The sequence below is a fragment of the Nostoc sp. DedQUE12b genome (assembly GCF_034530835.1).
Classification (GTDB): domain Bacteria; phylum Cyanobacteriota; class Cyanobacteriia; order Cyanobacteriales; family Nostocaceae; genus Nostoc.
The window spans coordinates 1-17,778 of record NZ_JAVRCI010000064.1; the positions used below are offsets into that span (position 1 = coordinate 1).

Here is a 17,778-nt window from a genome sequence, read left to right on the forward strand (position 1 = left end):
GCGGTCATCAGGGTTTTGTCAATTCTGTTGCCATTAGCGCCGATGGGCAGACGATTGTTAGTGGCGGTACTGATGGCACTGTGCGTTTGTGGAATCTGCAAGGTCTTGCTTTAGCTGAACCTTTGCGTGGTCATAAAGGTTTTGTCAATTCTGTTGCCATTAGCGCTGATGGGCAGACGATTGTTAGTGGCGGTGATGACGACACAGTAAGGTTGTGGAACCTGCAAGGTCTTCCCTTGGCTGAACCTTTACGTGGTCATGAGAGTTGGGTTTATTCTGTTGCCATTAGCGCTGATGGGCAGACGATTGTTAGCGGTGGTGAAGATGGTACTGTGCGGTTGTGGCGCGGTGACTGGCGTGCATGGTTGCAAGTTTGTTGTGACAGGTTACGTTACCATCCCGTCTTCACCAATCCGCAAACAGAGGAAGCAAAAGCCGCCTGCGAAACCTGCCAAAAATATGTTTGGAGCAAAGTCAGCGGGTAAAAACACAGCATTGCTGTGCCTCTAAGAAGGTCTGCACTCGACTCAATTGCAAACGGCTATAAAGGCAGTAAGTAAAGAAAGGAGAATACGAAAAAGAGACTTATTATCTTCTCCATTTAGGCTCAGAACTCCAGTTTTCACCTTCAAAACTTGGAAGTTCATGCTCAAAACTCGGAATTTTATGTTCACAACTGCAACAGCCGAGATCCAAGGGTAAATTATGGTGAGTGAAAAGCTTAGGCGTAACCCGCACTTTGACAAAGCTCACCCTTTGTCCTTGGAATTTTTATTAGTGTTATTTAAATTTAACTGGTATATGTGGGCACTCTAAAATTAAGCAACATACTGGAGACTAATTTCTATGTCCACAGCCCCAATTAGTGCAACACTAGCGCAATCAGATAGAGATGCTGTGTTGCAAGCGATCGCCACCATTAAAGACAAATTACCATTTTTGATTGATTTAAGTAACGAGGAGCGGAAAGCTTTACCCAAAATGGGAGATAAAAGCCGCGCCTTTGTCAGTAAAGCATTGGAGGTGGCGACACAGAACCCAGAGTTTTTACCGCGATCGTTTGACCTTAATGAGATGCGGAAAGACGTACAACTATTTGAAGCTTTGTATCCGGTATTGCTATCTTTGTCACAATTACAAGAATTGCTGGATGATACATCTATAGCAGTGGGTAGTGAAGCTTATGCAGCCGCGTTGCAGGTGTATAACTATGCCAAAGCTAGTGGACAAGGCGCTGGTTTAGATGGAGTAGTTGAGGAAATGGGGCAAAGGTTTGCCCGTAAATCTCGGAAATCCAAGCCTCAAGCAGCAGCGTTGTAGAAAATAGCTCGGCGATCGCACTTCTAAGGTGCAATGTTGAGGCTAAGAACTCGGATGTTGGAGTAAATTGCTCGGCGTTCCGAGTTCTGAACTCGAAGTTTCAACCTCAGAACTCGGAGTTTCATGCTTACAACAGCAACATCTGAGATCCAAAGGTGAATGATGGTGAAAAAAAGGCGATCGCTCTCCCTTTGAACTCGGAACTTCGTGTTTTGAACAGTAACAGCCGAGATTCAAGGGTGAATTATGGTGAGTGAAAGGTGTAGGTGTAGCTCGCCCTTAGAGGATGTTTGAAAAGTATTTTTGGTAACTTCTAGACCTCGGAAACCTAACCCCACTAGGGCGTGTTTTCAAACTCGTTATATCCTAAAAAAAGACGCGATCGCTTTGTGATGATGATGAACCGAGGAGACTTAAGTAACGAACGCTGGGCGAGGTTAAAACCGTTACTACCACCAGAAAAACCAAAACAGGCAAGCCAAATAATGACCACCGCACGGTGGTGAATGGCATCCTCTGGATACTCACCAAGCGAGCGCCGTGGCGAGACCTCCCAGAACGTTATGGAAAGTGGCAGACTGTGGGCACAAGGTTTTACCGTTGGCAAAAAGCCGGAGTCTGGAACCAAATTTTAGAACATCTACAAGCGATGCCTGCGGCGGGCTACGCCTACGCAGATCAACAAGAAAACCTAGATTGGGAAGTTCATTATGTGGATGGAACCGTGATCCGCGCCCACCAGCACGCAGATGGTGGAAAAAAGGGGGTGTTCGCGTAGCGTCTCGAAGAGAAGAAGACGAGAAACTAGGCCGTTCTCGGGGTGGTTTCAGTACAAAAATACACATTCGGTGTGAGGGTAAAGGTAAACCCATAACTTTTATTCTCAGTCCTGGTCAAAGAAACGAGTCCATTTTTCTAGAACAATTAATGGAACAAGGCTCAGTTAAACGTTCTGGGCGAGGTCGTCCACGTTTACGCCCTTTGCGATTAGTTGGAGATAAGGGTTACATAGGTCGGAGAATACGTAGTTATTTACGCCGCCGTAGTATTCGTCTGACCATCCCACGACTCTCAAATGAACCACGTCGAGGCCCTTTTAGCCGTGAAATCTATCGTCAACGCAACATTGTTGAACGTGCTATCAACCGACTCAAGCAATTTCGCCGCATTGCTACCCGATATGAAAAACTTGCTGTAAATTATACAGCCATGATAACGATCGCCTCCATTCTGTTGTGGTTATAGTTTGAAAACACGCCCTAGTGCGTGTCATCAATTAGGTAAACTGAAATCAGAACTGCTGAAGAAGAGTAAAAAACAAGAAAACAATGACGCGCCGATACGCACTACAAGATGACCAATGGCAGAGAATCAAAGACCTGCTACCTGGGCGAGAGGGCTATGTGGGAGTCACGGCGAAAGATAATCGATTGTTTGTCGAAGCAGTGTTATATCGTTACCGAGCAGGCATTCCCTGGCGTGACTTGCCTTCCCGATTTGGGGATTTTCGGGTGATTCACACCCGCTTCAGTCGATGGTCAAAAACAGGCGTGTGGGAGAAGGTGTTTCAGCACTTAGCAGATGATGCCGACAATGAATATGCAATGATTGACAAGGGCGTTTGTCCGCGCCCACCAGCATAGTGCAGGTGCAAAGGGGGGGAGCCATCTACTGAAGCCATTGGTCGCAGTAAAGGGGGATTGAGTACCAAGATTCATGCTGTGGTGGATGCGTTAAGCAACCCACTGAGTTTTCACTTGACACCAGGACAAGCCTGTGACCTCGATGGAGCAGACCAACTGCTACCCAATATTGTAGCGGATACAGTATTGGCAGATAAAGGCTATGATGCTGATGAACGAGTGATTGAGCGACTTGAATCTTTGGGCAAAATCGCAGTTATTCCTCCCAAACGCAACCGTACTGCACCTCGTGACTACGACCGAGATTTATACAAAGCCCGTCATCTCATTGAAAACTTTTTTGCCAAACTTAAGCAGTACCGAGCGATCGCAACGCGCTATGACAAACGTGCTACAAACTTTTTAGGTGCAATTTATCTGCCTGCTTCTGTCATTTGGCTCAATTGATGACACGCCCTAGATGGCCATACAGATGATGTAGAAGCCGTTGCCATCAGCCCCAACGGAAAGTGGTTAGCTAGTGGTAGTGCTGATACAACTATCCGCATTTGGAACGTGCAGACTGGCGTACAAGTTCATCAGTTATCGGATCAAAAGTGGGTAAGAACTGTTGCTTTTAGTCCTGATGGGCAGACCTTAGCTAGTGGCAATGAGAGTGGTACACTCAAAATTTGGCGGCTCATGGATGATGCTGTTTTAAAAACCCTGAATACTCATTCACAAGCCCTGCGCTCAGTGACTTTTAGCCCTGATGGACGGACTTTAGTCAGTGGCAGTGCTGATAGGACAGTTAAACTCTGGCAAATGCCCACTGGTAAATTGTTGCACTCCCCAATTGGACATTCAGGGGTTGTGTGGTCAGTGGCTTTCAGCCCCGATGGCAAGATATTAGCTAGTGGTAGCAATGATAGCACTATCAAGTTATGGGGGTTGCCTGAAGGCAAACTCTTGGAGAATTTGCTCGGGCATGAGCGAGGTGTACGGTCAGTAGTTTTCAGACCGCATGGAAACATGATAGCCAGCAGCAGTGCCGACAAAACCATCAAACTCTGGTCTCTTCCTAAAGAGTGACAAGAAGCTTTCAGAAACAGGCTCAACTATTTCTGATTCTGTTGAACGGTTTAAATTCAAAAGAGTAAACGCATGACCACTTATCGCACAGTATCGATCGATGGTTTAGATATCTTTTATCGTGAAGCTGGTTCTCGCGATCATCCGACGATTCTGCTATTGCACGGTTTTCCTACCTCGTCTCACATGTTCCGCAATCTAATCCCGGTGTTGGCGGATCAATTCCATCTGATTGCACCTGATTATCCTGGTTTTGGCTATAGTTCCATGCCAACGGTGGATGAGTTTGATTACACCTTTGATCGCCTTGCCGAAGTGATGGCAGGCTTTGTCGATACGATCGGATTGAAACGCTATAGCCTTTATTTAATGGATTATGGCGCTCCGATTGGCTATCGATTGGCAATACAGTATCCAGAGCAGATTGAAACGCTGATTGTGCAAAATGGCAATGCCTACGAGGAAGGACTCGGTGATTTCTGGAAGCCCATGCGTGCTTTTTGGCAGAATAAGACACCCGAAAATGCCGATCGCGTGCGACAGGCTCTAGCAAGCAAGGGCACGAAATGGTATTATACGACTGGAGCTAGGAATTTAGAAATGATCAGTCCTGATACCTGGACTCTGGATCAGGCACTCCTCGATCGCCCTGGCAATATGGATATTCAATTGGCATTAAAATACGATTACCAGTCCAATGTGCGGTTATATCCACAATGGCAAACTTACTTGCGCCAATATCAACCACCGACGCTAATTGTATGGGGCAAAAATGACCAGGGCTTTTTAGTTGAGGGAGCTTATGCCTACAAACGCGATTTAAAAAACCTGGAGTTTCATTTGTTTGATACGGGGCACTTTGCTCTGGAAGAAGATGGAGACGCGATCGCAGACCATATTCACCGCTTTCTGACCACTCACGTTGTAGAGAACACCAAGCTAACCACTAATAACAAATAGTTTTGGCTGGGAAACATGTCGGTAAAAAGTGATTGTCATTCCACAATTACTACTCATCAAGCAACAGTGTTAAATCAATTAACTTAACAGTGCCATCTCAACAGATTGTCTACAATTTATTAAAGGAAAATGTCATGGTTGCTCAAGCAAACTCGCAAGCAGCAAAAATTTTGGAAGTTGCGGATGATCCACGTCTTTCCAAAGGAACGAAGGAATTTTTAAAAGTGCTGAATTCAGGGGGTGTGGCACTGGAGAAACTCACTCCACTCGAAGCACGTCAAGTCCTTGTAGATGCACAGGCTTCCGTTTCAGTAGACCTTTCAGGCATTGAAGAGTCCCAAAAGACGATTACTGCTGATGGTTATTCAATTACCCTCAATATTGTACGACCCTCAGGGGTCAAAGGCACATTGCCTGTTTTCATCTTTATTCATGGTGGTGGTTGGGTGCTGGGTGATTACCCAACACACAAGCGTATGGTTCGCGATCTGGTTGTGCTTTCAGGGTTTGCAGGTGTCTTTGTCAACTACACTCGCACGCCAGATGCTCAGTACCCACAGGCAATCAATGAGATTTATGCTGCGACCAAATGGGTTGCCGAGCATGGCGAGGAGATTGGCGTAGATGGCAAGAATTTGGCAGTCGTTGGCAACAGTGTCGGCGGTAACATGACAACTGTCACTGCTTTGAAGGCGAAAGAAAAAGGAGGGCCACACATAAAGCTGCAAATCCTGATGTGGCCGATCGTCGATGCAGATTTTGAAACGAATTCTTATCACGAATTTGGCGATCGGCGTTTTCTGACTGTACCAACGATGAAGTGGATGTATGATATGTACATCGCTGACCCAGAAAAGCGCAAAGATATTTATGCTTCTCCCCTACAGGCGACAGTTGAGCAACTCAAAGGCTTGCCTCCGGCGTTAATTGTGGTTGCAGAAAGCGATATTTTGCATGACGAGGGTACAGCCTATGGACGCAAGCTCGATGAAGCTGGGGTCGAGGTAACAACTGTGCAGTACAACGGTATGATTCATGACTTCGGACTACTGAATGGTTTAGCAGAGTTGCCAGAAACCCGTTCTCTATTTGTTCAAGCAGCAGCTGAATTGAAAAAACATCTGCAATAGGATGCGATCATACCTTCTTGCAAATGAACAAGAATTTAACGAGGATTCAAGGTATGAAACGTAAAACTAAGTTTCTGTACTTTTGGGCTACAGTCGTCGTTACAGTTTTAGCTTTAAAACCAACTCTAGGTAACGCTCAAACCCACTCAGACACACAAACGGTTGACATTCAGGAGTTAGTTCGGACTCGCTGTGCCATCGATTCACGGAACACCTATCTCGAATGGAGCGGTTCTGTTTATGCGTTTGTTCCTCAAGAACAGCAGCGAAAGTTATTTAGTATCATCGGCATGAATGTTGCACGCTGCTTTCAGAATCAGCAAGGACAATGGTTATTAACATCTCGTGAACTTCAGTACTATTTGGATCCAGAGACGAATCAGGTGCTAAATCGCTGGCAGAATCCCTGGACAGGGGAAGTAGTGCCCGTAGTGCATGTTGCTAATAATCCCGTTCAGAACAACTTAGGACAAGGGAGATTCCCCGCTTTTGCGGCTGGCAGAAATCTCATTCTCACACTGGATGTTCCGCTCACCTATCCTAACGTTCTAGCCAGCGATCCGAAGTTTCAAGACTATAGTCCCGAACCGCTCTATCAAGCTGGGGAATTTTTTAAGTTTGTAGTTCCTAAAGCAAGAGTCGAACAGCCTAACGTTTCTACAGTACTGAATGTTTCAGGCACTTGGAATCGCATTGGTCCCTGGCTACCTTGGATGAAGATGAAAGGGAAACCAGGACAGTGAGTTTACAGCGCTAGTATTCGGAAACTGCAACGATTCGAGGAGCTTTCCCCATTGCTTCAGCAAGAAATTAAATCACGAGTCCCGGTTTATCGCACGGCTCCTACTTGCTATTTAGCTGCAAGTAGCAAAACTTCCTGGAGCTACTTTCGCGAATACTTTGACAATTATCTTGCTGGCGATCAATTCCCCATTTCTGAGACACAGAGCAACCAACCTTGTCAGCAATAAGCCTGTGCTGCTTCTAGATATCTCAACTCACTCACGATCTCTACAGAGTTTAGAAGTAGAACCTCAAATTAGAGGTGTCTGAAATTACTTTGTTCTACCGTGCTTTATACCTGCTATGAACAAGCCAAAAAGTTTTGTTGTTTCAATCGCGACTACCTCCGATCGCATCAAACAATTTTTTCAATTTGAGCAACTGGGAACCACTAGAAAAGAGAATCTTGCAAAACAGGAGAATGTATTTGATGATGATCAACGACAAGCTAGTGCTGGTGAGTGGGGCTTCAAGCGGAATCGGCGCAGCTACCGCGAAAGCGATGGTCAAAGCTGGAGGACGTGTGGTGCTTCTCGCTCGGCGCAAGGAAGCATTGGATCGGGTGGTGGCTGAGATTACCTCCGTCGGTGGGCAAGTCTGGTCATACTCGGTTGACTTGGCGGATGCGAATGCAGTTACGGCAGTGGCGAAGCAAATTACGGAAAAATTGGGGACGCCGGACATCATTATCAACAATGCCGGGGCAGGTAGATGGCTTTTCGTCGATGAAACGAGTCCTGCGGAAGCAGTCGAGATGATGGCTGTTCCCTACTTTGCTGCCTTCAATGTGACGCATGCGTTTCTATCGGCCATATTACCCAGTTTTTATTCTGTAAGAAATCCACTGCTATGAATGCAAACAACGGCATCATCAACCAGATCAGCCCGTATGCAGTGCCTGCAACCATTGATCGATTAGAAGCCATCCTTCAAGCAAAAGGCATCACCGTTTTTGCCCGCATCGATCAACAGGCTGAAGCCGAAAAAGTCGGACTTAGCCTACCTCCGACGCAGTTGTTGCTGTTCGGCAACCCGAAAACCGGAACATTTAGACGGTGATGGGCAAGCCGATCTCACCGTTCATGGCGGAGCAGACAAAGCAGTTTATGTCTATCCGTTCGAGCATTACGATTACTGGCGAGATGAATTGCCTGGCACAGATTTGCCATTAGGCATCTTTGGTGAAAATTTCACGACTACTGGACTGAGAGAAGAGGAAGTGAATATTGGCGATCGCTTTCATATCGGCACTGTAAAACTGATGGTTACACAACCTCGCCTACCCTGTTACAAACTTGGGATTCGCTTTGGACAACCTGATATGGTTAAACGATTTCTTACAAGTCGTCGAACCGGATTTTACTTTCGTGTTTTGCAAGAGGGCGAAGTCGGAGCCGGAGACACTTTAGAGTTAGTGAGTCGGGATGGCAACAATATTACTGTTGCTAATATCACTCAGCTTTATACTCGTGAGCAGAACAATCCAGAATTATTTCACCAAGCTGCTCAACTTGAAGCCTTACCCGAAAGCTGGCGCGATTACTTCTATGCGAATGCTCATTGGCGCGAATTGATTGACCGCTATCACCCATCTATATTATGGAATGATCTTGGCTACCCTATTGGGCAAGCGAATGAAATTATGGCCTATTTTTACAATCGTGTACCCTATGGTGTGGTGAATGACCGTTTTGATCCAGGTGGTCAGTTAGGGTTGCACTTTGACTTTTCCACACCTGAGTATAGCCAGCTCACACAAATAGAATCTCATAAATGGGAAAGTACAAGGGGTTTAGGTTACTCATTCGGCTATAACCAAAATGATACTGATTTGAACATGATTTCGGTAGATGAACTAGTTGACTTATTTGTAGATATTGTTAGTAAAAATGGGAATTTATTGCTGAACATTGGGCCAAAGGCTGATGGTTCAATATCCAAAGTACAGCTTGAAAGATTAGAAGGCTTGGGTAAATGGCTAGATGTGAATGGTAAAGCAATCTTTGGCTCACGCTATTGGATACGAGCAGAAGATTTAACCCCAGAACGTATTCGAGTGCGCTATACCACTAATAAAGGAAAATTATATGCAATATTGCTTGATGAGCCAACATTTGGGAAGGTTACTATTCCCGGAATAATTTTGCCGAAAAAAGCAAATATTACGATGCTAGGTGTTGGAGGTAAACTGAAGTGGCAGCAGTACAGTCAGAATTTATCCATAACACTACCGCACAAGTCTTTAGTCAAAAAATCACCAGCTTACACATTAGAGATCGGCTGTATGCCTCTATAATCTGATTCAGAAGTTAGAAACATCTTTGATTAAAAGAGTTGTCGGGAAATAAGAGAGAATAAACAGCAGTGCTAGGGAAGGATGATGCTGAATATTGAAGGTGCGCTGAAGCAGGATAAAACTCAATTTGAAAAATTAGTGAGGGCAGAAAGATACGGAGGGAGCGCCAACGAGACAGTAGCAAATCATAATACTCATCTTCTTCTGGGCGAGCCAATGACTTAACCTTAGCTACAGCCAGAGCCAATTGTGACTGAGTGACTTTAGCAAAGGCGGACATTCTGACATTGATATCCTCACATTCTGTGTCTATCAGCACTTCGACCGCCTCCGCTAGTTTAAGTGCGGCGGCATCTAAATCTTTTAGCGTCCGCAGGCGTTGTTGTTCCCCCTCCCGTTTAGACTTCGACAACAATCCTTTCACCAGTAAATCAAATAAGTCAATTACATCTGTAGATCAAGATCATCCAAATAAAAATACTTTGCCAGTTGTTGGGGCGATGGTTCACCGTTGTAACACCCATATCTTTTCTCTTGTTCACTACTTAAAAATTCAACGGCTTATTTCCAAGTTTGCGATCGCCAAAAAATAAGCTTTTTTAGAGAAGTCGTTTCAGTAGTGTAATACGGTCTTAATCCTTACTGTGCGCGTGTTTAAGCCTAATGTCATTAAAGTCATATTTCCCGACATTTTAACGGCAAAACCTACCATTAATAACAAGTTACAAGTAATTTAGTTATCAGAACTGTTATTCCAAAAACTTATTTTTACTCAATTTCTATAAAATCCTCTAGAACCAAAAAGAGGCGCTAGAGGTAAATTAACAAGTTTAAAAACAAGTTTTATTCTTTCGTTTCTTCAGTAGCTTCGGTAAACGCTTCGACAGAATCTCCTTTATCTATAAAAACTTTAGGTTGACTTGTTCTTCCATCAGACTTACCACCTGTTGTAACGGCAGTAGCTTTCACTGTCTCGTTTTCACCAGTTGAAACTGTTGTAGACACAACTTGTTTTTCTTCAGTCATTTTTAATTTCTCCTTTGAAACCATCTTAAAAATCGCACTTAATCCAACCTAATAAAAAAGCTGGCTGTGATTTAGGCAGCTTTTTTATTAGGATGAAATCAAAAATACTAAGGCTTAAGTACAAAACGGGAAGCAACGTGCTATCAAAGTTTTTTTATTGTCTACAGCATTTCTATTTTGAAATTGAGTTTGTTTGATGTTGTAATTAGTTTTCAACGCATCGCTGCCTAATGTATTGTGCTTTTTAATCGCTGTGTTTAAGGTAGGCACATTGAGATTATTATCTGGAGCTACATCATGATTGATTTTGGCAATAGCAGAGTTTCCAGACAAAGCTATTGCACCAACGATTGCAACTCCTAATTTACCCAAATTCCAAACATCCATAATTGTATTCCGCCTTTTTTACCAATTCTAAATGTTCTTTGACATCAATTAACTAGAGGATTTCGCCACCAGTGAGCAACTAAACGTTTACATACTTTTGTTGAACCTTTTGTGGCTTCCTGTACAAATATATGCAATTAACCCTAACTTGTCGTCCCCTAAAAGTTGAAACTTTTGCTCAATAGAGTGATTGATAAATCAGTCCATATATAAATGGAATGTTGCCTCCAACTAAAGTTGAAATTTGGATTCCAACTTTAGTACAACTTCCTACAAATTGACAATACCTCGTTTAACAGCAATAATCACGGCTTGAGTCCGATCGCTAAACAAATCGAAGTCAAGGAAACAGGATTTGGGCTTGACCACTTTAGGAGTTATATTTTGAAGGTGATTAATGGGGGAGTAGCGATCGCCAGCACAGAGCTTCTTCAAAATATTTCGGACGTGGGTCTTTACTGTACCTGTGCTGATATATAGCTTTTCACCAATTAGGGAATTACTATATCCATCAACAATCAATCGCAACACCTCTAACTCACGCTCGGTCAATGGTTCAATCTCAATGATTTGGCTGTATTCTAGCTCAATCGCTCGAATGGTAACGGTTTCTGAGCGATCGCAGTCCATCGTCTTAGTAGAACTGATAACTTCTGCTTGATTGGGATAGAGATGTTGAAGTAATTCAACAACTTCTAGTGCAACAGCCGTGAAAGCGTGATTGATAGAAGAATTATCAGAATCATCAACTTGACTTGACACGTTTAGATGCTTGAAATCATGCTTAAGTAGAAATAGGGCCGATGTCATAATTCTCTCCTCATCGAAATATGAATTGGTTACTGATCAAATAATTTGTAATTCGTAATTACACTTGTTAAAGTAATAAAAATTACCGTTAATTATACTGGTTTAATAAACGGTATTAAATTTTATCGAAAAGGTCACTGTGTTTGCATGAGTTCAATATAGGCAATTGACTCTCACTTGTCGTCCACTCAGAGTTTACACTTCTTCCCAACAAAGCGATTGATGAAGCAATCCATCTCAAAATGGCAGCTTGGCTCTAACTAAAGTTGGTATCCAAGTTTGAACTAAAGTACAACTTACAAACTGACGCAGTCATGCTAATCCTTGGTGGATCTGGAGGTAGAGGTTTTGATCAACCTTAAGTTTGAGGCTTTGAGCAATCCTAAGTTGGTGGTAGTAAGCTTATACGGTGGTAAGCCCTCGTCTTAGGGCAATAATGGTTGCTTGGGTGCGGTCTTTAGCCCCCAACTTACTTAAAATTCGGTTGACAAACGATTTGACGGTGCTTTCAGTAATCGTTAAGGCAACACTAATTTCTAAATTGCTCATGCCTTGAGCGACTAATAGCAGGACTTCTAATTCGCGATCGGTCAATTCTGGATTGTTCATGCGCTGCACTAATTTAGCACCAACATGGGGTGGAATATATTGCTGACCGACGTGAACAGTGCGAATCGCGCTTCGTAGTTCACTGGGTTTAGAATCTTTGAGCAAGTAACCTTTTGCTCCCGCTCGTAACCCTCGATAAATATCCTCATCGCCATCGTAGGTGGTTAATACAATGATGCGCGCTGTGTTAAATTCAGTGCAAAGCGCCATAATTGCTTCAACACCTCCCATTTCAGGCATTCGCAAATCCATCAAGGTGACATCTGGTTGCTCTTTGCGAAACAACTCGATCGCCTCAATTCCATTTTGTGCTTGACCAACCACCGTCATATCCGATTCTTCATCAATGATGGCAATTAATCCTTGTTGGACGATGGCATGGTCATCTACGATCAGAATGCGAATGATGTTTGTTTGATTCACGGCTGCTTACTCCCGATTGACAACGACAACAATTTCTGTACCTTGACCCGGGTGGCTTTGGATGACTAATTCACCGCCAATTTGCTCTACCCGTTCACTCATACCCAATAACCCAAATCCTTTATTGACAGAGACTTGGTCAATGGTAAATCCCTGTCCATTGTCTTTAATTCGTAACAAACACTGAGACTCCTCACAAATTAATTCAACGTTAATTTGAGTGGCGTGAGCATATTTAATGGCATTAGTTAATGCTTCTTGTCCAATCCGTAGTAAATGATTTTCCACATTGGGTGGCAAAGGATAGGTAGCACCAATGATTTCACAGGTGAGTTGGGTATTCGTAGATAATTTCATTTGATTAGTTAAGCGTTTAAGAGCATCAAATAAGTTGCCCTCTTCCAATAGTTTGGGTCGCAGTGCCGTCACTGATCGCCGTGCTTCAGCCAGTCCTGTACGCGCCAATTGATCTACAGTTTTCAGGTGTACTTCTGCTTTATCTGGTTTTTTGATGATGAGTTCCATCGCGGCTCCCACATGCAGCAGAATGCCCGTAAAAGCCTGTGCCAGAATATCGTGTATTTCCCGCACCATTCGGTTGCGCTCATCCAGAATGGAAGCTTCTTCAGCACGTTTGCGATCGCTGATGTCTTGTCCAATGCCCACAAATAGACGATTGGCAAGTTGAACATTTGCCCAAGCAGTGTTTACAAAGCGATCGTCTTTTGTTCTAATTTTTAAATCTAACCAGGTGCCAGTAGCGGCTAACATGTGGTCTAAAATTTGCTGTTGCTGTTCTGAATCAGAACTAGATTCAGCAACTAGATCATCAATATTATGCAAATCGGTAGCTGACCAACCCAAAATTTGCTCAAACTGATGATTGACAAACTCAACACGCCCCGTTACATCGTAAAGCGTAATCATCACCGGAATATGATCCACGATCGTCTGGAGAAGCTGTTTTTGCTGGCTTAAAGTCTCTTGTGCCTGTTTTCGTTCAACAATCTCTTGCTCTAGTTTCAGGGTTCTCTCTTCCACCTTTTGTTCCAACGTGCGAGAGTACTCCTTGAGATTTTCCCACAGCAGATAGCCATTGCTGGTAATGGCAGATCCGACAAGAGCCAGTAGCGGTGGCACGATGATCACCCACCAACCCACTAGAAAGAAACCGTAGGCTCCACCGCAAAGAGCGATGCCCAACAGCACAATTTTCAATACGGTTTGTCGCGGTGATGAAGCTGTCCAGCCGATGACGGCTCCAATGGTTGACCAAACAACGATCCACAGGCATTCCAGGGGTTCTGACCAGGTTTGCAGTAGAGATCGTCCATCTAACGCCGCGCTCAACAGTTGGCTGGTTAACAGCGCGTGAACTTCAACACCAGAGGGTACGGCAGTAGAATCGGTGGTGTAGGACGTAAAAAACTTGTCTTTCAGGCTTTCTGCGGTTACCCCAATCAGGACGATACGGTCACGCATCAAATCGCGTGGCAATCGTTCCTGCAAAACATCTGTGAGTGCGATCGTGTGAAACCCATACCGGAATTTGGGAAAATTTGACAAAATCTGATATCCGCCTGCATCCATCCCTAAATAACCACCATCATTGGGCTGCAATGGCGTAAAAATGGCTCGACCCAATCGAAACTTCGTCTGCTTAGGGTTAAGAGGTTGACGGTAAATACCTTGTTTGTCAAGGTAAAAGAATGCCAGACGTGCGCCCAGCGTAAAGATTGATCGATTGTCCTGAGTTCTTAAATATAGCAGGCTGCGGCGCACCCGACCATCTTTATCCAACAGCAGATCGCTGGCGCTGACTTGATCGCGCTGTTTTAAGAGTGATGGGGCTGGAACAACTTCACCGTTTGGCGCTTTAATCACGTTCTCAATCCCAATTAAGTTGGGTGTAGTGGTAAAGATTTTCGCTAAGGCTTGATGACCGGGTTCTACAGGTAAATTTCGAAAGATGTCTAATCCAATGACTCTCGGTTGCTGTTGTTTGATGGATGAAATGAGTTCAGCCAGCACCGCATCAGACATGGGCCATTGTCCAAGCTGCTTAATATCCGACTCATCAATTGTCACAAGCACAATCCGCGAATCAACTGGTTCAGAAGGGCGCAAACGAAACATCTGATCCAGTGCGATTAACTCCATTATTGGATGGATCGCGCCGTCCCCCTGCCGATGATCTATCTGGATTTGTGGGTGGCGGTGGTGGATTACTCTGGGCGAGTTGGATGATAGATCGATTCGCAAAGAGAGATTGGGACAGAGTTGGCGAAGCAATACCGGGCGCGATCGCTAGTTCTAACGTCACAATGCCAATGGGCAGATGATACAGCAGGGTTTTGAGGTTAAACATAACGTTTTCATAACCAATTTCCTAAAAGAACAAACGGTGCCCAGTAGTAAGGCGAGGTGTAATCGTCTTGATGCAACAAGGTGATCTGAGCGCGACGCAATGCCTCGGCTTTCGTCACTTCGGGCTTTCTTAACTGACGATAAAACTCAATCATCAAAGAAGCTGTGGAGCGATCGCCGACAGACCACAAGGAAGCGATGGTACTGCGCGCTCCCGATCTCACTGCCACACCTGCCATCCCCAGAGCTGCCCGGCGATCGCCCGTTGCCGTTTGGCAGGCACTGAGAACTAGCAATTCGATCGGGTTGCCAGCTGCCACTGATAAGCAATGTCGGGGGCATCAATGGATTGAGCTAGACTCAGTGCTTGTTGGGTCAGGGTTTTAGCATCGTTCCATTGATGGGTTGTTTCATACAAACTACCCAAAGCGCCAAGGGCATAGGATTCAGCACGAGAATCACCTGAAGAACGAATTTGTTGAATTGCGATCGCCAGTTCCTGAGCTGAGGTTTGGAGCCATTGAGCAACGAATTTGGGAGTAGATGAGGTGGATGGATTACTGGTGGAAAGTCTGAAATGTTTATTTGTTTCATCTGTTTTATCATCCGTTGCCAACTTGATCAGGCTTCGAGCTAAATTGATGCGGGTATATGCCGCCAGACGACTAGGCGGTAACTGGGCAAGCTGGGATTGAATTTGTGTAAATAGACGTTGAGCCTCTGCTGGTCGATCGCTGTCAATTAGTAAACTTAAATGGGCAAGTTGAATCTGAGTTTTTGCGGTCAGGGAGGGAGCGATGACCATCGCTTTTTGATAAAAATCCAGGGCAGTATCTGTGTTTCCCTGAGCGCGGATTGTGTTACCTAGACTCAAGAGAATGCCGCTCTGCTCGGATGCCGATTGCGGTGTATCATCTTGCAGTTTCTGGGCGATCGCTAGACTCTGCTGCAAAACAGTCCGAGATTGAGCCAGGTTGCCCACTAACCTCAAAAGCTTACCCAGATTTCGCAACTCCGTCACCTTCAAACGACTATCAGGCTGATTTTGCAGCGACTGTTCTACTTGTGTCAAAAGATTGGCTGCTCGTTTGTAAAGTCCGTCTGCTTGTAAGGCTCTGGCTTGATTAATCTGGCTACCAAGAATGCCAGTGATGTCGCCTGCTTTGCGATAGGCAGCGATCGCTGCTTGCCAGGTTTCAAACGCCTCGGATGCTTTACCATGAGTGAGCTGTAACTTTCCTTGGATAGTCAACACTTGGGCAAGCACGGAAGCAGTCTCGGAATTGGCTGCCGAGTTTTGGGCGGTTAATAGCGAGATAGCTTGCTTGATCTTCCCTTGAGCTTGTGTCTGCTGTCCCAGATCATTAAACGCAATGGCAAGAAAGCTGAATACCAGCCCCTGATTGAGACGATCGCCGCTAGTTTCGTAACGAGCAGCTGCTTGTTGCCAGAGGGCGATCGCAAATTAATATTGCCTCCACCCCCCGATGTGTCGGCTCGAATGCTGCCTTGATTATTGAGAAAGATGCGATCGGCATCGACAAACAAGTTGCCCGCACTGCCAATACCCGAACTGCTGACAGTGGCTTCTGCCTGGTTTTGAATGTTGAGAGTTCCAGTTTGAAGATTCAAGTTTCCACCATCACCACTGCCACCCGTTCCTGCTGCAATGATGGAACCATTCCCTGTCAGCGTAATGGATTCAGGCGCAGCGATTGTCAACTCTCCCCCACGACCACTGCTAGAGGTAGAAGCAGAAATCTGTGCGCCATCTTGCAGGTTCACCCGCACACTCTGCTCGTTGCTGCGTGGCTGAATCGTTAAGTTGCCCGCAGCCCCAGCGCTGGTCGTGTCAGCAAAGAGACCGCTGGTTGCTCCACTGAGTTGCAAGTTTGGCGTATTCACCGTGATGTCGCCCGCCTGACCGTTATTAGACGACGTTGTGGTGCGTAGTTGTCCGCCGCTGTTTACGCCCACCAGATCGGCACTGACGGTAATATTGCCAGCGTTGCCCTCTCCAGCAGTAGAAGCCGAGAGTTGAGCGTTATTGAGGACAGAGAGCGATCGCGCGGTGATGTCAATATTGCCTCCCCTGCCCGTTCCACTTGGCTCAAGCGTGCTGATGGCATCGCCCCCGTTAAACGAGACATTACCGCTCGCCTGAATCTGAATATTTCCTGCCCTGCCTTGCCCCTCTATATTTGTGATGATTATGCCTTGGTTAGAAACCGATAGTGAACCTGTCGTGATGCTCACGTCTCCTCCGCTTCCTACAGATCCTGAACTCACTGAGGTAGACACCGTACTGCGGATATTGTTATCCATTACAGGGACAAGGGCTGCACCACTAATTTGTACGGAGTCACGAGCGGTAATGGTAACCCGACCGGCATTGCCTATCCCACCATAATTAGCGGTGCTTATAAAACCCCCGTTGGTCAAAGACAGCAAACCCGTTGTGATCGTAACAGTTCCTCCTTGACCCACAGCCCCTGAGGTTACTTGCATTACAATACCGCTGATATTGCCTCCATACAAAGCACCATCAATCGAGATGCGATCCCGGGCATTGATAGTCACGTTGCCTGCATTTCCCTGTCCTAACGTAAAGGATGACAGTTGCGAACCTCCTGTGAGAGACAGCGACTCCGTAGTAATGTTGATACCACCACTGTTACCAACACCACCTGGAGCCACGGCACTGAATATAGCATTGGCATCAGCGTTGTTGATTGCAGTACCACGATCCAAGAAGACGCGATCACGGGCATTAATATTCACTCTGCCTGTATTTCCCTGTCCTCTCGTGTAAGAGCTTACTTGAGCGTTATTGATGAGAGACAGGGATCCCGTAGTGATGTTGATACCACCACTGTTACCAATACCAGTTGGGTCTACACCACTGCCTATAAGAACGGTACCACCCTTGTAACTATCCATAGAAACTGTATCA

17 protein-coding genes and 6 pseudogenes are annotated in these 17,778 nt (G+C 45.3%); 13 read left to right on the forward strand and 10 right to left on the reverse strand.

The annotated features are described in order from the left end of the window. The 13 genes and pseudogenes from RMY16_RS24780 to RMY16_RS24835 all read left to right on the forward strand — a co-directional run. The coding region (locus tag RMY16_RS24780; RefSeq protein ID WP_416211699.1) for a WD40 repeat domain-containing protein at window positions 1-485 on the forward strand (485 nt) is incomplete at its 5' end. 361 nt (window positions 486-846) lie between these two features. Then, on the forward strand, window positions 847-1,320 hold the full coding sequence (locus tag RMY16_RS24785; RefSeq protein WP_292863455.1) for a hypothetical protein: 474 nt from the start codon (window positions 847-849) through the stop codon (window positions 1,318-1,320). Window positions 1,321-1,718: 398 nt separating this feature from the next. Next, a pseudogene (locus RMY16_RS24790) lies at window positions 1,719-2,565 on the forward strand (IS5 family transposase). An 83-nt stretch (window positions 2,566-2,648) separates the two neighbouring features. Continuing rightward, window positions 2,649-3,410, forward strand: a pseudogene (locus tag RMY16_RS24795) (IS5 family transposase). Window positions 3,411-3,428: 18 nt separating this feature from the next. Beyond that, window positions 3,429-3,542 (forward strand): annotated as a pseudogene (locus RMY16_RS33135) (WD40 repeat domain-containing protein); the annotation flags it as partial. After that, window positions 3,519-4,034, forward strand: a complete 516-nt coding sequence (locus tag RMY16_RS33140) for a WD40 repeat domain-containing protein (protein WP_416211701.1) — start codon at window positions 3,519-3,521, stop codon at window positions 4,032-4,034. The pseudogene RMY16_RS33135 and the gene RMY16_RS33140, both read left to right, overlap by 24 nt. Window positions 4,035-4,106: 72 nt before the next feature. After that, a complete protein-coding gene (locus RMY16_RS24810; RefSeq protein ID WP_322738584.1) occupies window positions 4,107-4,994 on the forward strand; it encodes an alpha/beta hydrolase in 888 nt (295 codons plus the stop codon). Window positions 4,995-5,083: 89 nt separating this feature from the next. Further along, the gene (locus RMY16_RS24815) at window positions 5,084-6,124 is read left to right on the forward strand and encodes an alpha/beta hydrolase (protein WP_322738585.1); all 1,041 of its coding nucleotides are present in this window, start codon (window positions 5,084-5,086) and stop codon (window positions 6,122-6,124) included. Window positions 6,125-6,177: 53 nt separating this feature from the next. Then, window positions 6,178-7,095: pseudogene (locus tag RMY16_RS24820) on the forward strand (DUF1838 domain-containing protein). Window positions 7,096-7,210: 115 nt separating this feature from the next. Further along, window positions 7,211-7,480: a hypothetical protein gene (locus tag RMY16_RS24825; RefSeq protein ID WP_322738586.1), complete on the forward strand. Its 270-nt coding sequence runs from the start codon at window positions 7,211-7,213 to the stop codon at window positions 7,478-7,480. Then, window positions 7,410-7,760: an SDR family NAD(P)-dependent oxidoreductase gene (locus RMY16_RS24830; RefSeq protein ID WP_322738587.1), complete on the forward strand. Its 351-nt coding sequence runs from the start codon at window positions 7,410-7,412 to the stop codon at window positions 7,758-7,760. Before RMY16_RS24825 ends, RMY16_RS24830 begins: the two co-directional genes overlap by 71 nt. Beyond that, complete coding sequence (locus RMY16_RS33145; RefSeq protein WP_416211700.1) at window positions 7,757-7,966, forward strand: DUF302 domain-containing protein; 210 nt, start codon at window positions 7,757-7,759, stop codon at window positions 7,964-7,966. The genes RMY16_RS24830 and RMY16_RS33145 overlap by 4 nt, the downstream gene beginning before the upstream one ends. Further along, window positions 7,881-9,203 carry an MOSC domain-containing protein gene (locus RMY16_RS24835; protein ID WP_416211702.1) on the forward strand — a complete coding sequence of 441 codons (1,323 nt, stop codon included), beginning with the start codon at window positions 7,881-7,883 and terminating at the stop codon, window positions 9,201-9,203. Before RMY16_RS33145 ends, RMY16_RS24835 begins: the two co-directional genes overlap by 86 nt. Before the next feature lie 13 nt (window positions 9,204-9,216). Here the strand turns inward: RMY16_RS24835 and RMY16_RS24840 are convergent, their stop codons facing one another. The 10 genes and pseudogenes from RMY16_RS24840 to RMY16_RS24885 all read right to left on the reverse strand — a co-directional run bounded on the left by RMY16_RS24840 (window position 9,217) and on the right by RMY16_RS24885 (window position 17,765). After that, window positions 9,217-9,615, reverse strand: coding sequence for a hypothetical protein (locus RMY16_RS24840; protein WP_322738589.1), 399 nt, complete (start codon window positions 9,613-9,615; stop codon window positions 9,217-9,219). A gap of 431 nt (window positions 9,616-10,046) precedes the next feature. Beyond that, window positions 10,047-10,229 (reverse strand): hypothetical protein, encoded by a 183-nt coding sequence (locus RMY16_RS24845; RefSeq protein ID WP_322738590.1) that lies wholly within the window; start codon window positions 10,227-10,229, stop codon window positions 10,047-10,049. 114 nt (window positions 10,230-10,343) lie between these two features. Continuing rightward, complete coding sequence (locus RMY16_RS24850) at window positions 10,344-10,616, reverse strand: hypothetical protein (protein WP_322738591.1); 273 nt, start codon at window positions 10,614-10,616, stop codon at window positions 10,344-10,346. A 408-nt stretch (window positions 10,617-11,024) separates the two neighbouring features. Then, window positions 11,025-11,201, reverse strand: a pseudogene (locus RMY16_RS24855) (helix-turn-helix domain-containing protein); the annotation flags it as partial. Between the two features lie 627 nt (window positions 11,202-11,828). Then, entirely contained in the window at window positions 11,829-12,458 is a 630-nt protein-coding gene (locus tag RMY16_RS24860) for a response regulator transcription factor (protein WP_322738592.1), read from the reverse strand. A gap of 6 nt (window positions 12,459-12,464) precedes the next feature. Then, the gene (locus tag RMY16_RS24865) at window positions 12,465-14,594 is read right to left on the reverse strand and encodes a CHASE2 domain-containing protein (protein ID WP_322738593.1); all 2,130 of its coding nucleotides are present in this window, start codon (window positions 14,592-14,594) and stop codon (window positions 12,465-12,467) included. After that, the gene (locus RMY16_RS24870) at window positions 14,572-14,826 is read right to left on the reverse strand and encodes a hypothetical protein (RefSeq protein WP_322738594.1); all 255 of its coding nucleotides are present in this window, start codon (window positions 14,824-14,826) and stop codon (window positions 14,572-14,574) included. The genes RMY16_RS24865 and RMY16_RS24870 overlap by 23 nt, the downstream gene beginning before the upstream one ends. 7 nt (window positions 14,827-14,833) lie before the next feature. Continuing rightward, window positions 14,834-15,130: pseudogene (locus tag RMY16_RS24875) on the reverse strand (CHAT domain-containing protein); the annotation flags it as partial. Further along, window positions 15,115-16,092, reverse strand: coding sequence for a tetratricopeptide repeat protein (locus RMY16_RS24880; protein ID WP_322738596.1), 978 nt, complete (start codon window positions 16,090-16,092; stop codon window positions 15,115-15,117). The gene RMY16_RS24880 and the pseudogene RMY16_RS24875, both read right to left, overlap by 16 nt. A gap of 38 nt (window positions 16,093-16,130) precedes the next feature. Continuing rightward, entirely contained in the window at window positions 16,131-17,765 is a 1,635-nt protein-coding gene (locus RMY16_RS24885; RefSeq protein WP_322738597.1) for a hypothetical protein, read from the reverse strand. Between the last annotated feature and the right edge of the window lie 13 nt (window positions 17,766-17,778).

Excerpts from the sequence above, each read along its gene's own strand:
- RMY16_RS24845 (WP_322738590.1), bottom strand. The coding sequence starts at position 10,229 with ATGACTGAAGAAAAACAAGTTGTGTCTACAACAGTTTCAACTGGTGAA.
- RMY16_RS24850 (WP_322738591.1), bottom strand. The coding sequence starts at position 10,616 with ATGGATGTTTGGAATTTGGGTAAATTAGGAGTTGCAATCGTTGGTGCA.
- RMY16_RS33145 (WP_416211700.1), top strand. The coding sequence starts at position 7,757 with ATGAATGCAAACAACGGCATCATCAACCAGATCAGCCCGTATGCAGTG.
- RMY16_RS24870 (WP_322738594.1), bottom strand. The coding sequence starts at position 14,826 with ATGTTTAACCTCAAAACCCTGCTGTATCATCTGCCCATTGGCATTGTG.
- RMY16_RS24865 (WP_322738593.1), bottom strand. The coding sequence starts at position 14,594 with ATGTTTCGTTTGCGCCCTTCTGAACCAGTTGATTCGCGGATTGTGCTT.
- RMY16_RS24810 (WP_322738584.1), top strand. The coding sequence starts at position 4,107 with ATGACCACTTATCGCACAGTATCGATCGATGGTTTAGATATCTTTTAT.
- RMY16_RS24885 (WP_322738597.1), bottom strand. The coding sequence starts at position 17,765 with ATGGATAGTTACAAGGGTGGTACCGTTCTTATAGGCAGTGGTGTAGAC.
- RMY16_RS24785 (WP_292863455.1), top strand. The coding sequence starts at position 847 with ATGTCCACAGCCCCAATTAGTGCAACACTAGCGCAATCAGATAGAGAT.
- RMY16_RS24825 (WP_322738586.1), top strand. The coding sequence starts at position 7,211 with ATGAACAAGCCAAAAAGTTTTGTTGTTTCAATCGCGACTACCTCCGAT.
- RMY16_RS24830 (WP_322738587.1), top strand. The coding sequence starts at position 7,410 with ATGGTCAAAGCTGGAGGACGTGTGGTGCTTCTCGCTCGGCGCAAGGAA.